We start from the raw sequence: 13,545 nt of genomic DNA on the forward strand, positions 1-13,545 counted from the left end.
AATCGATTTTAAAGCAATATTCGTATTACACTATCATTATGGTAGACTAACGCCTAATTTTTGGCATAGAGAAACGTCATCTTGTTACACATTAAGTCCGTCACCTGCATCAAGCAAGAACGTTGTTTGTTTGCGGATCTTAATTTTAGCCTAAATAGCGGTCAAATCATGCAATTAGCGGGTCCTAACGGGGCTGGCAAAACATCATTGTTGCGTATTGTCGCAGGCTTTAGTGTGCCTGATGAAGGCGCTATTTTTTATAAACAGCAAGCTATTACCAAACATTATGAAGAGTACGCCAGAGACTTACTATTTATAGGCCACAAAACCGGTGTTAATGCACAGCTCAGCGCACTGGAAAACGTACGCCATTGGTTACACATTAATGGCTATACAAATGAGCCCGACCTATATCCAATGTTAGCTAAGCTTGGCTTAGTGGGCCTTGAAGATGTGCCAGTAAGAATGCTCTCTGCAGGGCAGCAGCGTCGTGTCGCTTTAGTGCGTTTATGGTTAAGCGATGCAAAACTATGGGTGCTTGATGAACCCTTTACTGCACTTGATAAAAATGGCGTTGCATTTTTACAACAACGTTTTTCTGAGCATTTAAAAAGCGGTGGCGCTATTTTACTCACAACCCATCAAGATTTAACAACACAGTTTGAAAACCTACAAACGGTGACCTTGGAGTATCGTTACTGATGACTCGTCAACATTCATATTGGCTGCTGTTTAGTGCGGTATTTAGTAAAGATGTAAAGCTTGCGTTTCGCCAGCGTGCTGAAATTATCAATCCTATCTTGTTTTTTCTCATTGTTATTTCGTTATTTCCGTTAGCAATTGGACCAGAGCCCGGTCTATTAAACAGAATGGCTCCAGGTATTATTTGGGTAGCCGCTTTGCTCTCTACCATGCTTGGACTCGATAAATTATTTAGAGACGACTATAACGATGGCTCGTTGGAGCAGTTAATAGCTTCATCGTATCCGCTATCACTCACCGTGTTGGCCAAAGTCGCGGCGCATTGGGTTGTTACCGGTTTACCATTAGTATTAATGACACCGTTATTTGCTTTATTGCTTAATTTAGAGAGCTCAGCGCTGTTAGCCACCGTATTAACATTATTATTAGGCACGCCATTATTAAGCTTTATTGGTGCTATTGGGGCTGGCCTTACTGTGGGATTACAAAAAGGTGGTATTTTAATGAGCCTGTTAGTGTTGCCTTTGTATATTCCTGTTTTAATTTTTGCAACGTCAGCCATTGATACCAGTACTATGTCGCTGGATTATAGCGGGCAGCTTGCCATTCTTGGGGCCATGTTAGTAGTTGCTATTATGTGTGCACCCATCGCCATATCGTCAGCATTAAAAGTGAGTGTAAGTTAATATGTGGAAGTGGTTACATCCCTACGCAAAAGCAGAGCGCGCATATCAATTATGTAATACGTTACTGCCTTATTTTGCCGTTGCTACGGTTATAAGTATGCTTGTTGGTTGGATTTGGGGCTTAGGTTTTGCGCCAGCTGATTACCAACAAAAAGACAGTTACCGTATTATTTTCATTCATGTACCGTCGGCTATTTTGTCTATGGGTGCATATTCTTCTATGGCTATTGCAGCCGTGGTTGCTTTAGTGTGGCAATTACGTAACGCCGAACTTGCAGTCATTGCTATTGCCCCGGTGGGAGCATGTGTAACCGCTATTGCGTTAATTACTGGCGCAGCATGGGGTAAACCTATGTGGGGCGCTTGGTGGGTGTGGGATGCACGTTTAACCTCTGAGCTTATTTTATTATTTTTATATTTAGGTGTACTTTCGCTTTATCATGCATTTGAAGATAAAAAAGCAGCAGGGCGAGCGGCGTCTATTTTGGCCATTGTTGGGGTTATTAACCTACCTATTATTCATTATTCTGTTGAGTGGTGGAATACCCTACACCAAGGCGCAACAATCACAAAATTTGATACTAAAGCTATTGACCCTAGTATGTTTTGGCCACTAATGGTGAATATTTTAGCGTTTGGTGCTTTTGTTGGCACTGTAACGTTAATTCGTTTAAAAAATGAAATATTACAACGTGAAAAGCATCGACCGTGGGTTCGAGCCTTGTTAAGTAAGGGGTAAATTATGCAGTTTGACTCTTTTTCTGATTTTATTGCAATGGGGGGCTACGGGTTTTACGTGTGGCTTTCTTTTGGTACGTGCGCCTTAATTTTGTTGGGCATTTTATTTAGCTCTTTACGTGATACAAAACGTATTATGGCCTCAGTAGAGCAGCAAGTTGCGCGCGAAGCGCGAATTAAAAAAGCGAAGCAGGAACAAATATCATGAATCCAAGACGTAAAAAACGCCTATTGGTAATTATTGCTGTGTTGTTTGGCATTGGTGCTTCTATAGGCTTAGTACTTTATGCACTGCAAGAAAACATTAACTTGTTTTACACACCGAGCGAGCTAATAGAAGGCAAAGGCCCAGATAAAGAAAAACCGCAAATAGGGCAAAAGTTGCGTATAGGCGGTATGGTTGTGCCAGGTTCTGTTATTCGTAATGAACAAAGTTTGCAAGTCAGCTTTAAACTAATAGATACAGGGCCATTGGTTACAATTAAATACCAGGGCATTTTGCCTGACTTATTTCGCGAAGGCCAAGGTATTGTAGCGCAAGGTGTGCTTGTAGAGCCAAACGTGATTGAAGCTTTTGAAGTACTGGCTAAGCATGATGAAGAATACATGCCAGCAGAAGTAGCAGAAGCCGTAAAGGGAATTAAACACGAAAAACCAAAATACAACCTAGATAGCGGTAGCTAATATGATCCCAGAGCTTGGTTATTTTTCTTTAACGCTTGCCATGGTGTTAAGCGTTTTACTGTGTATTTTCCCGCTGTGGGGCGCACATACCGGTAATCTTCGTTTAATGCGTGCGGCCCCGTCTTTAGCCGTAGGGCAATTTGTATTTGTCCTTCTCTCGTTTGCTGCGCTTATCTATGCCAGCTTAACAGATGACTTTACGGTATCTTATGTGGCGTATCATTCAAGTAGTACCTTGCCTTGGTATTATAAAATCACCTCTACATGGGGTGGGCACGAAGGCGCTATTTTACTGTGGCTTGTAATGCAAGCAGGGTGGACCGCCGTGGTTGCTATGCGCTCTAAAGCACTGCCTTGGGTATTACGTGCACGTGTTTTAGGCGTGCTTGGCTTTTTAGGTGTGGGCTTTATGATGTACACACTACTGCTTTCGAGCCCATTTGAGCGTTTACTGCCGTATTTTCCTGTTGAAGGACGTGATTTAAATCCACTATTACAAGACCCTGGTATGATCATTCATCCACCGTTACTTTATATGGGATATGTAGGATTATCGGTTGCGTTTTCCTTTGCTATTGCAGCACTTTTAACCGGTAAACTTGATAATACTTGGGCTAAATGGTCACGCCCATGGACGATGACCGCTTGGGGCTTTTTAAGTTTAGGAATAACGATAGGTAGCTGGTGGGCTTACTCTGAGCTTGGCTGGGGTGGCTGGTGGTTTTGGGATCCGGTAGAAAACGCATCGCTCATGCCTTGGCTTGTTGCGACGGCTTTATTGCACTCTCTGAGCGTGACAGAAAAACGCGGTGTATTTAAATCGTGGACTGTGCTGCTTGCCATCGCTGCATTCTCGCTGAGCTTATTAGGTACCTTTATTGTTCGCTCGGGCATTATTGTATCGGTGCATGCATTTGCCACAGACCCCGATAGAGGTTTATTTATTTTAGCCTTTTTAGGCATTGTGGTTGGCGGCGGTTTATCGTTGTATGCGCTGCGCGTATCACAAGTTAAGAGTGAAGGTCGTTACAAGTTTGTATCTCGCGAAGTAGCGTTGTGGTTAAACAATATATTCTTAGTCGTGGCTACATTAATTGTTCTTTTAGGTACTTTATTACCTATGGTACACAAAGAAATGGGCCTAGGCAGTATTTCTATCGGCGAACCGTTCTTTAATAAAATGTTCGCCATTTTATTAGTACCTTTTGCCATATTAATGGGAATAGGGCCTTTTCTTCGCTGGAAACAAAATAAGTGGGCTGTACTACAAAATAAAGTATTCGTAGGCGTGCTAGTAAGTGTTGTTATTACCTGTGCGTGGTTGTTCTCAAGCTACGATGTAGTAAAACCGCTTACATTACTAGCCACTACTTTAGGTGTGTGGGTTGCTGTCTCTACTGCCATAGATTTATATGCTAAGGCGTCGGTTCACGGAACACTAAAAGAAGGCGTTAAGCGTTTAGGTGTCAGCTACTGGGCGATGGTGCTAGGTCATGTTGGTTTAGCATTTGTTATTGCGGGCGTTACGCTGACTTCGGCGTACTCGGTAGAGCGTGATGTGTCTATGAAGCAAGGCGATATTGTTACGCTAAACCAATACGAATACCGATTTGATGGTGTTAAATCAATACGCGGCCCTAACTACAGTGGTCATGCTGGTGTCGTGTCGGTATTTAATGACAATGAGCTAGTGACTGAGCTGCATGCAGAAAAGCGTAAATACGATATTGGTATGCAATTTATGACCGAAGCGGCAATTGATGCTGGTTTTACTCGTGACCTATATTTAGCGCTGGGTGAGCAATTAAGCAAAGGGGCATGGTCACTGCGCATTTATCACAAACCGTTTGTGCGTTGGATGTGGATAGGCGGTGTACTTATATCGCTTGCAGGGTTTATGATTTTATTTGATAAACGCTACCGTACCTCAGCAAGTACACGTAAAAAAGCGTTGGAGAATGCGTAATGAACCGTAAAATTTTAGCTTTAGCGCCGTTATTAATATTCATATTTTTATGTGTATTCTTATATCAAGGTTTGTTTGCCAACCCGCGTGAAATTCAAACCGGTCGACTTGGGCAAACAATGCCTGCGTTTAACCTTCCGGATTTAATGCAAGATGATAAGCGCTGGACCGATGAAAGCCTAAAAGGCGAAGTTTATTTGCTTAATGTTTGGGGGACTTGGTGTCCTACTTGTTTGGTAGAGCTTGGCTATTTAACTAAGCTACGCGAGCAAGGCGTAAAAATAATTGGTTTGTACTATGTGCAAGGTTACGATGCCGATTTTGATGGCCCATTTGATATGCAAGCGCTGCGTACTGATGTGAGCGATATGCTTAGCCGTGCTGGCGACCCATACCAATTTAATATTTTAGACTTGCACCGCACCTTGTCATTAGATTTAGGTGTATCGGGTGCCCCTGAAACATTTTTAGTGGATAAAACGGGTAAAATTTTATTACACCATACGGGAGATTTAAACCCGCGCGTATGGCGTGCTAAATTTGCCCCGGTTATGCAGGAGCTAAATTAATGCGAGTGTTTTTATTAACCCTTAGCTTTTTTATAAGTATGGCAGTGTATGCCGAGCAAGATCGCTATCAGTTTGACAATAACCAACAAGCCATGCGCTTTGAAGAGTTAACTAAAGAGCTTAGGTGCCCTAAATGTCAAAACCAAAATATTGCAGACTCTGATGCCATTGTTGCAAAAGATTTACGCGACAAGGTACTTGCGCTGGTAAAAGAAGGTAAAACAAAAGACGAAGTTATCGATTACATGATAGACAGATACGGTTATTTTGTTCATTACGACCCGCCTGTGACACCAGCTACATTAGTACTGTGGGTTTTACCTGTACTTATTGTAATTTTGGGGTTTGGTTTTATTGTAATTCGCCAACGTAAGGCGTCAGTTAAGCAAACCTGGAACAGCGACGATGAAGCAAGACTTGCTAAATTAATTGCAGAAAATAAACGCCAGGAGCAAATTTAATGATTTTAATGTGGGCGTGTTTTGCCTTACTCATACTCATTGCACTGGCGTTTATTATGGTGCCTTTTTTAAAAAAAGAGCGCGTTCAAACCATTACTCACAATGCTAATGCAGAGTTGATCAGCATTTACGAGCAGCGTTTAGTTGAGCTGCAAAATGACTTAGATAATCAACGTATTGATGCACAAAGTCATAACGAATCTGTTATTGAATTAAAGCGTCGTTTATTGAACGAACTATCACCAGAAAAGTCGCTTAATAGCAAAGGTAATAATCGTATTTTTGCTTTAACTGGCGCAGCATTTTTATTAGCCCTCACCGGTGTTTTTTACACCTTTACAGGGAGCCAACAACAAATAGCCGCGTGGTATGATGCAATGGATAACCTTGCTGATTATGGCGAGCGTGCTGTAATGCAAAAAGGTGAGCCTCTAACCCAAAACGAGTTACAAGCGTTTGCTTTAGCTTTGCGTACTAAACTTAGCGAATCTGGTGATGACGAAGTTGCGTGGATGTTGCTTGGGCGTGTAGCTATGTCGTTAAACGAATTTGATATGGCACAGCAATCGTTTGATAAAGCACTGCGAATGAACCCAGACAACATGCAAGTACTCATTAGCTACAGCCAAGTTTTACTGCTTGAAGGTAGTGAAGAGAATATGACGCGTGCAGCGGGTATGCTATCTAAAGTGCTAAAGGTTGAGCCGACAAATCTTGATGCTATTTCCCTATTAGCGCTTATTGCTTATGAGCGCAAGGACTGGCCGCAAGCTAAAGCGGCGTTCGAGGTACTACTTGCTAGCATGGATGAAAGCGATACGCGTTACTCAATGATAGCGCAGCGTATTTCTGATATTGAACAACAAATGCAAAATGAGGGTTCTGTAATGCCTGTCTCTGCTAACAGTGCTATTAATGTTACTGTAAGCTTAGCAGATGAGCTTTTAGATAAGCAGCCACAGCAGGGGACTTTATTTATTTTTGCAAAGGCTGCTCAAGGCTCTCCTATGCCGCTAGCGGTTGTTAAACTTAATGAATACAGTTTTCCGCTCACAGTGCAACTCACTGATGCTAATGCAATGGTTGATGGGTTAAACTTATCAAGTGCAAAAGATATTGTGATTACAGCGCGGATCTCAATAGATGAGTCAGTTATGCCAAGTAGTGGTGAGTTAGAGGGTCACTCTGAGGCACTGCAACGTGAAAACGTAAGTGACTACCAACTTCAAATTAATACATTAATACCTTAAGGACAGTAGATGTTAAAGCATAGTTTTACTTTTTTATGTTTATTGGTGCTAGCCGGATGTGCACAAGTGCCAGAAAACAAAGTTGATGAGCGAGACCCGCTGCAAAGCATTAACCGTCCATTGTACGACTTTAATATGGACATTTTAGATGCTTATATTTTACGCCCTGTCGCTGTAGGGTATGTAGAAGTAACCCCTGTACCTGTACGCAATGGTATTGTTAACTTTACCGATAATATTAGTGCGCCTGTTGATATGATAAACGCGGGGCTGCAAGGTAAGGTGGGTAACGCAGGCGTGAGTTTAGCGCGTTTTTTAGTTAACTCTACGGTAGGCGTATTTGGTATTTTTGATGTTGCAAGCTCATTAGGACTTGAGCTTGTAGATGAAGATTTTGGCCAAACATTGGGCGTGTGGGGTGTTGGCGACGGCGCATATATTATGTTGCCAGCAATGGGACCGACAACGGCACGCAACTTAACAGGCGATGTAGTCGATAACTTTGTGTTACCAGAAATAGCGCTGACTACGCCGCAAACTATTTTGGTGTTTGCGCTAAAAGCGGTTGAAGCTCGTGCGGCACTTATCCCGCAAGAAGGCCTACTTAATGACTCACTTGACCCGTACTTGTTTGTTAAAGACATATACTTTCAGCGTCAGCTTTATGAGCTATACGATGGCAACCCGCCAATTAAAGAAGAGCCTGAAGACTTTGATGAAGACTTCTTAGAAAGCTTATAAATAATAGCCATAAAAAATGCCAGCAATTGTTGGCATTTTTTTTTATGTGTAATTTGAGCTTAAATAAACGAGCACGTGTTTATTATTCTTTAACCATCAGCTGCATTTGCTCATTTACCCAGGTTAGGGCGTCATGGTATGCGTTGGCCACTTCTTCGCCTAAATTTAACTGTTTAGCAATTTCATTGGCAGCTTCCCAGTCTGCGTGCTCATAAAACTTAACCAAGTTTAGATACTGAGCAAGCAGGCCTTCGTCATTTAAGAGCGCAGCTTTAATCTCTGCAGAAAGCGGAAGCTTTTGCATAACGCTTTCCATGGTTTCATCTAAAATGGCATCCATAAGCGACATCATGCCGGTTAAAAAGGCCATACCGGTGTCTTTAAACTGGCCATGTGAAATAGCTAGTAGTTCGCCAAACCGTGCACGCGTTAGCGAAAGCCTGATTAGCTCTACGGGCTTATCCGCCGATACTTGCGCTGCAAATAGCAAAGATAACAGCTTTTTAATTTCGTTAGCGCCAAGTACGATGAGTGCTTGTTTAATTGTGTTTATTTCTGCTCTGCGTGCAAACGCAGCTGAGTTTGAATAACGCAATAACTTGTATGATAGATTTACATCACGTTCAAACACATCGGTGATCTTTTTAAGATCCATTTCAACAGATGAGGTTTCGTAAAGTAGCTCTGCTAATGCCATTTCTGATGGTGGCAGTGCTTTACTTTGTACCATTTCAGGCTTTGAAAAAAAGAACCCCTGAAAATACTCAAACCCAAGCTCAAGGGCTAAGTTATAAGCCTCATAGGTTTCTACTTTTTCAGCTAAAAGCTTGATGTGTGGATAGGCTTTAATATCGTTAATTATGGTTTTTATTGCACTTTCGTCAGTGGTTAAAAAGTCTATTTTTATAATATTGATAAACGGGTAAAAATGGCGCCATACAGGCTGATGAACATAGTCATCTAGTGCCAGTGTATAGCCTTTTTCGTTTAGGTCTTTGACTATAGCGAGTAAACGTTTACCTGGTTGCACTGTTTCAAGGATTTCTACAACAACCGCCTCTTTCCCTAACATCGTAGGGTAACCTTTTAATAATGTTTCCAGAGTAAAGTTAATATAGGCGGGCTTATTGCCAGTCAAATCTTCTAAACCAAAATTAAATTGACTCCCTTCGATTAGCTTCGTTGTTGCTTCGTCACCGTCTATGTCTGGAAATACATTATCCACGCCATCACGAAATAATAACTCGTAACCAACAAGCTCCTTTTCGCGGTCTAAAATAGGTTGGCGTGCAGCATAAAAATACATAAATAGTTCCGTACAAATTAATAATAAATAGCAATGGCTATAATATATGGGAAAACACTCTAAATAGCATTAGGTAATTATTATTGATTTAATGAATTGTTATTAAAAATTAGCTATATATGTAAATAAATTTACCGTATATTGGGTGTTTGAGGGTTAAATAGTCAATGAGGCTGTTTTTTGTTCACTTCAGTGTAACAAGTTGGAGTTATCACCTTTAAGCATGATATAGTCAAGACGGATGGTTTTTACCCCAATAGTGTCTTTATTATAATATTTTAAGAGTCATTATTAGGATTAAAAGCCTGTTTTATACAACTTTGTGGAGGCGAATTTGGAAACAGGAATGATTATTTCACTGGCATTGTATTTTGTAGTCATGCTTGGCATTGGACTTTATGCATACAAACAGTCTACAAGTGATGTATCGGGTTATATGCTGGGTGGGCGTAGCTTATCTCCAAGTGTTGCAGCATTATCTGCTGGCGCATCGGATATGAGCGGTTGGATTCTAATGGGGTTACCCGGCGCAATGTTCGTTACTGGCTTTAGTAGCACATGGATAGCAATTGGTTTGGTTATTGGTGCGTGGTTAAACTACTTTTTAGTTGCGCCTCGTTTGCGTGTTTACACTGAAAAAGCAAGCGATTCAATCACCATTCCCGACTACTTCTCTAATCGTTTTAATGATAAATCAAACCTTTTACGTGTAGTTTCTGCGGTAGTAATTATTGTTTTCTTTACGCTTTATACATCATCGGGCGTTGTAGCAGGCGGTAAATTGTTTGAAAGCTCATTTGGCTTAAGTTACGAAATGGGTTTATACATCACCACTGGTGTTGTTGTTTTATATACCTTATTTGGTGGCTTTTTAGCTGTTAGCTTAACGGACTTTGTGCAAGGCTGTATTATGTTTATCGCCTTGATACTTGTACCAACTGTTGCTTACTCTTTATTAGAGCAACCGCTAGAGTCGACGCTTCATAGTGTTAATCCAGGTATGCTTAATTGGATAGGCGCAGGCTCTGCACTAGGTATTATTTCGGCAATGGCATGGGGCTTAGGCTACTTTGGTCAACCTCATATTATTGTGCGTTTTATGTCTGTGCGCAGCGTAAAAGACATGCCAACGGCTCGCCGTATCGGTATGACATGGATGATAGTTGCAGCGATTGGTGCTGTGGGTACTGGTTTATTTGGTGCCGCGTATACATACGAAAACAACATTGTTGTTGACGACCCTGAAACCATTTTCTTAATTCTTTCTGAATTATTATTCCACCCATTAATTGCTGGTTTTTTATTGGCGGCTATTTTAGCTGCAATCATGAGTACTATTTCTTCTCAGTTACTTGTTAGCTCAAGCTCATTAACAGAAGATTTTTATAAAACGTTTTTACGCAAAGAAGCAAGCGACACTGAGCTTGTTACTGTAGGGCGCGTTAGTGTTGCTGCGGTTGCACTGTGTGCGATTTACTTAGCGTATGATAGAGACAGCTCAATATTAAGCTTAGTAAGTAATGCATGGGCAGGTTTTGGTGCGGCATTTGGCCCACTGGTTCTATTTAGCTTGTACTGGAAACGCATGAACTTTGAAGGCGCTCTAGCAGGTATGATTGTAGGTGCTGGTACGGTTCTGTTTTGGATTTACTCACCATTTATGATTGATGGGCAAAGCTTAAGCAGTTACATGTACGAAATTGTACCTGGCTTTATTTTGGCAAGTATTGCAATTGTAGTGGTAAGTTTAGCGACGAAAGAACCAGCGCAAAACATTACTTCGCTATTTGATGAAGTTGAAAAGGAACTTTAATTAAATAGCGTACTATAAGTATAAAAAAAGCCACCAAATTTAATTAGGTGGCTTTTTTATTGCTCGTGTTTTATTGAGACACCATAATCAATAGTTATTTAGCGGGTAATACAGTACTTTCTACGCTGCCAAAGCCAATACGTGCAAAGCCTTCTCTTTCACACCAGCCGCGCATAATTACGTTATCGCCATCTTCTAAAAAGCTGCGTTGCTCACCATTACTCAGGGTTATTTTTTCTTTTCCACCACGAGAAAGCTCTAATAAAGAACCCGCTTCTTCATGTGTAGGGCCTGACTGCGTACCTGAGCCGAGCATGTCACCGGGCATAAAGTTACAGCCATTTACTGTGTGATGAGCCACCATTTGCGCCACTGTCCAGTATGAATGTTTAAAGCTTGAGGCAGAGACCTGCGTGGGTTGGTGGTTTTCATCACGCATTTTTTGAGTTTGAATTTTAACATCCATTTGAATATCAAACGCACCTTGCTCGCGGTTAGCTGCAGATTCTAGGTACGGCATTGGTTGCGGGTCGTTTTCATCACGTGTCCACGCCGTTCTAAAAGGCGCCAGTGCTTCAGTGGTAACAATCCAAGGCGATACGGTTGAGGCAAAGTTTTTAGCTAAAAACGGACCTAATGGTTGGTATTCCCATGCTTGTAAATCTCGTGCCGACCAATCGTTAAATACACAAAAACCAAATACATGGTTTTCAGCGTTTTCAATGGCGATAGCATCACCCAGTGCATTACCTTTGCCTAAGTAAATGCCAAGCTCTAACTCATAATCTAGGCGTTTACATGGGCCAAATGCGGGGGTATCTGCATCGGGTGCTTTAGTTTGCCCTTTAGGGCGGTGAAACGTTTGCCCCGATACATCAATAGATGATGAGCGACCATGATAGCCAATCGGCACCCATTTATAGTTTGGTAAAAGCGGGTTATCAGGGCGGAATAAGCTGCCAACGGCCGTTGCATGGTAAATTGAGGTATAAAAGTCAGTGTAATCACCAATACGACATGGCAGTGAAAACTCTATATCAGCTTGCGCAATAAGGGTACTTTGCATGTCTTTTTGTTGCTGTGCGCCTTCGCGTAATGCCTTTGAAAGCGCTAAACGAAGTGCTGACCAATACTGACTACCTAAACCCATAAATGTATTTAGTGTTGATTCGCTTGCTGCATCAAGGGCTGTTTTAGCATCACCTGTAAAAATGTTTAAGCGGCTCAATTTTGCTAAATCAATAACCTGATCGCCAATAGCAACCCCGCCTCTGAATTCCTCATTTGTGTTTTTAGTACGAAATTCTGCAAAAGGTAAATTTTGAATCGGGAAGTCACAGCCTTTAATATTGGCCGACTCTACCCAGCTGGTTATATTAATGTCGTGGGTTTCGTTAATTTGGCTCATTACTTATCCTTTAGGTTTGATGTGAGGTGCATGTATTTATTTAAGCATACTTGTAACTTGCACCCTACTTTTTAAATATTAAAACGACAAAAAGCAGCGAAGATCGCTGCTTTTAATTTACTCAAAAAAAGTTATAAAACGCCGCGACGCTCTTGGTCTCGCTCAATTGACTCAAACAATGCTTGGAAATTACCTTCACCAAAACCACCGTCATCTACACGCTGGATCATTTCTATGAAAATAGGTCCAAATAAGTTTTTAGAGAAAATTTGTAATAGGTAGCAATTTTCACTTTGGCTATCGACTAATATTTGATGCTCGCGAATTTTTTCTTTGTCTTCTGCAACCCAAGGCACACGGTCAAAAATAGTGTCGTAGTACTCAGGAATAATGTCTAAAGTAGCAATGGTCGATTTATCAAGCTTATCAAGCGAGCTTACTAAATCGTCAGTTAAAAACGCGAGATGTTGTACACCAGGACCATTATATTCGCCTAAGTACTCATCAATTTGGTTGTTGTTATTGCCTTTACCTTCATTAATAGGAATTGAGAAGGTGCCACAGGGCGATTTAAGTGCATACGATAGCAACGCTGTTTTTTGCCCTTTAATATCGAAGTAGCGTACTTCTGTAAAACCAAACACGTCTTTGTAAAAGTTTGCCCATGTTTCCATAGTGCCTTTATAAACGTTATTAGTTAAGTGATCTATACGAATAAAGCCTTTATCTTGAACTACATTTGGAGATGATAAATCTTCAAAGTCAGACTCATAAATAGACCCTTTATCACCAAATTGCTCAATAAAGTAAATTAGGCTGTCGCCAATACCGTAAATTGCGGGATAAGGTAAGTCTTTATGGGTAGAATCGGTTGCGGGTTTTGCACCCCTTGCCACAGCTGTTTCAAATGCATACTGTGCATCGTTTACGCGCCAACCCATAGAGCAAATTGCTGGTCCATGACTTTTTGCAAATTCAGCAGAAAAGCCATCACGTTCGTTATTTAGTAAAAAGTGAATGTCGTTTTGGTTGTAGTAGACAATATCTTTGCCTTTAAATTTTTTTAATTTTGAAAAACCAAAATCAGTAAACACTTTATCCATGTAGTCTGCATCAGGTGTTGCGTATTCAGTAAACTCAATACCAACTAAACCTAGTGGATTATTTGCTTCACTCATTTTTATTACTCCTGCAATAAATATTGCTACTGCGATTATGTGT

Annotated in this window: 14 protein-coding genes; 11 read left to right on the plus strand and 3 right to left on the minus strand. The window is 41.1% G+C overall.

Annotation, left to right across the window (positions count from 1 at the left end; all coding sequences use genetic code 11):
- Positions 1-81: 81 nt before the first annotated feature.
- Genes ccmA through AN389_RS10785 form a run of 10 tightly spaced genes read left to right on the plus strand, consistent with a single transcriptional unit; the run spans position 82 to position 7,797 of the window.
- Positions 82-702 carry a cytochrome c biogenesis heme-transporting ATPase CcmA gene (gene ccmA / locus AN389_RS10740; protein ID WP_146258074.1) on the plus strand — a complete coding sequence of 207 codons (621 nt, stop codon included), beginning with the start codon at positions 82-84 and terminating at the stop codon, positions 700-702.
- Positions 702-1,388, plus strand: coding sequence for a heme exporter protein CcmB (gene ccmB / locus AN389_RS10745; RefSeq protein WP_004588321.1), 687 nt, complete (start codon positions 702-704; stop codon positions 1,386-1,388). The genes ccmA and ccmB overlap by 1 nt, the downstream gene beginning before the upstream one ends.
- A 1-nt stretch (position 1,389) precedes the next feature.
- Positions 1,390-2,127, plus strand: a complete 738-nt coding sequence (locus AN389_RS10750) for a heme ABC transporter permease (protein ID WP_055015943.1) — start codon at positions 1,390-1,392, stop codon at positions 2,125-2,127.
- A 3-nt stretch (positions 2,128-2,130) separates the two neighbouring features.
- The gene (gene ccmD, locus AN389_RS10755; protein ID WP_004588323.1) at positions 2,131-2,334 is read left to right on the plus strand and encodes a heme exporter protein CcmD; all 204 of its coding nucleotides are present in this window, start codon (positions 2,131-2,133) and stop codon (positions 2,332-2,334) included.
- On the plus strand, positions 2,331-2,810 hold the full coding sequence (gene ccmE / locus AN389_RS10760; RefSeq protein WP_055015944.1) for a cytochrome c maturation protein CcmE: 480 nt from the start codon (positions 2,331-2,333) through the stop codon (positions 2,808-2,810). Before ccmD ends, ccmE begins: the two co-directional genes overlap by 4 nt.
- Before the next feature lies 1 nt (position 2,811).
- The gene (locus AN389_RS10765; RefSeq protein ID WP_055019777.1) at positions 2,812-4,776 is read left to right on the plus strand and encodes a heme lyase CcmF/NrfE family subunit; all 1,965 of its coding nucleotides are present in this window, start codon (positions 2,812-2,814) and stop codon (positions 4,774-4,776) included.
- The gene (locus tag AN389_RS10770) at positions 4,776-5,345 is read left to right on the plus strand and encodes a redoxin family protein (protein WP_029773820.1); all 570 of its coding nucleotides are present in this window, start codon (positions 4,776-4,778) and stop codon (positions 5,343-5,345) included. Before AN389_RS10765 ends, AN389_RS10770 begins: the two co-directional genes overlap by 1 nt.
- Complete coding sequence (locus AN389_RS10775; RefSeq protein WP_055019778.1) at positions 5,345-5,806, plus strand: cytochrome c-type biogenesis protein; 462 nt, start codon at positions 5,345-5,347, stop codon at positions 5,804-5,806. The genes AN389_RS10770 and AN389_RS10775 overlap by 1 nt, the downstream gene beginning before the upstream one ends.
- Positions 5,806-7,056, plus strand: coding sequence for a c-type cytochrome biogenesis protein CcmI (gene ccmI / locus AN389_RS10780; RefSeq protein WP_055018077.1), 1,251 nt, complete (start codon positions 5,806-5,808; stop codon positions 7,054-7,056). Before AN389_RS10775 ends, ccmI begins: the two co-directional genes overlap by 1 nt.
- A 9-nt stretch (positions 7,057-7,065) precedes the next feature.
- Positions 7,066-7,797 carry a VacJ family lipoprotein gene (locus AN389_RS10785; protein WP_055015948.1) on the plus strand — a complete coding sequence of 244 codons (732 nt, stop codon included), beginning with the start codon at positions 7,066-7,068 and terminating at the stop codon, positions 7,795-7,797.
- 82 nt (positions 7,798-7,879) lie between these two features.
- Here the strand turns inward: AN389_RS10785 and AN389_RS10790 are convergent, their stop codons facing one another.
- Positions 7,880-9,103, minus strand: coding sequence for an EAL and HDOD domain-containing protein (locus AN389_RS10790; RefSeq protein ID WP_055018079.1), 1,224 nt, complete (start codon positions 9,101-9,103; stop codon positions 7,880-7,882).
- A 334-nt stretch (positions 9,104-9,437) separates the two neighbouring features.
- Here AN389_RS10790 and putP point away from each other — a divergent pair, with 334 nt between their 5' ends.
- Entirely contained in the window at positions 9,438-10,916 is a 1,479-nt protein-coding gene (gene putP, locus AN389_RS10795; protein WP_055018080.1) for a sodium/proline symporter PutP, read from the plus strand.
- A 94-nt stretch (positions 10,917-11,010) separates the two neighbouring features.
- Here the strand turns inward: putP and fahA are convergent, their stop codons facing one another.
- Together fahA and hppD are read right to left on the minus strand one after the other, a co-directional pair.
- Entirely contained in the window at positions 11,011-12,324 is a 1,314-nt protein-coding gene (gene fahA / locus AN389_RS10800) for a fumarylacetoacetase (protein WP_055018081.1), read from the minus strand.
- Positions 12,325-12,455: 131 nt separating this feature from the next.
- Complete coding sequence (hppD, locus tag AN389_RS10805; protein ID WP_055019779.1) at positions 12,456-13,502, minus strand: 4-hydroxyphenylpyruvate dioxygenase; 1,047 nt, start codon at positions 13,500-13,502, stop codon at positions 12,456-12,458.
- Positions 13,503-13,545: the final 43 nt, after the last annotated feature.

This window comes from Pseudoalteromonas sp. P1-7a (genome assembly GCF_001401855.1).
Classification (GTDB): Bacteria; Pseudomonadota; Gammaproteobacteria; order Enterobacterales; family Alteromonadaceae; genus Pseudoalteromonas.

Bases quoted from the DNA above. Each gene is read 5' to 3' on its own strand.
- ccmB (WP_004588321.1), top strand. From the start codon at position 702: ATGACTCGTCAACATTCATATTGGCTGCTGTTTAGTGCGGTATTTAGT.
- AN389_RS10750 (WP_055015943.1), top strand. From the start codon at position 1,390: ATGTGGAAGTGGTTACATCCCTACGCAAAAGCAGAGCGCGCATATCAA.
- ccmD (WP_004588323.1), top strand. From the start codon at position 2,131: ATGCAGTTTGACTCTTTTTCTGATTTTATTGCAATGGGGGGCTACGGG.
- ccmE (WP_055015944.1), top strand. From the start codon at position 2,331: ATGAATCCAAGACGTAAAAAACGCCTATTGGTAATTATTGCTGTGTTG.
- AN389_RS10765 (WP_055019777.1), top strand. From the start codon at position 2,812: ATGATCCCAGAGCTTGGTTATTTTTCTTTAACGCTTGCCATGGTGTTA.
- AN389_RS10770 (WP_029773820.1), top strand. From the start codon at position 4,776: ATGAACCGTAAAATTTTAGCTTTAGCGCCGTTATTAATATTCATATTT.
- AN389_RS10775 (WP_055019778.1), top strand. From the start codon at position 5,345: ATGCGAGTGTTTTTATTAACCCTTAGCTTTTTTATAAGTATGGCAGTG.
- ccmI (WP_055018077.1), top strand. From the start codon at position 5,806: ATGATTTTAATGTGGGCGTGTTTTGCCTTACTCATACTCATTGCACTG.
- AN389_RS10785 (WP_055015948.1), top strand. From the start codon at position 7,066: ATGTTAAAGCATAGTTTTACTTTTTTATGTTTATTGGTGCTAGCCGGA.
- AN389_RS10790 (WP_055018079.1), bottom strand. From the start codon at position 9,103: ATGTATTTTTATGCTGCACGCCAACCTATTTTAGACCGCGAAAAGGAG.
- fahA (WP_055018081.1), bottom strand. From the start codon at position 12,324: ATGAGCCAAATTAACGAAACCCACGACATTAATATAACCAGCTGGGTA.
- hppD (WP_055019779.1), bottom strand. From the start codon at position 13,502: ATGAGTGAAGCAAATAATCCACTAGGTTTAGTTGGTATTGAGTTTACT.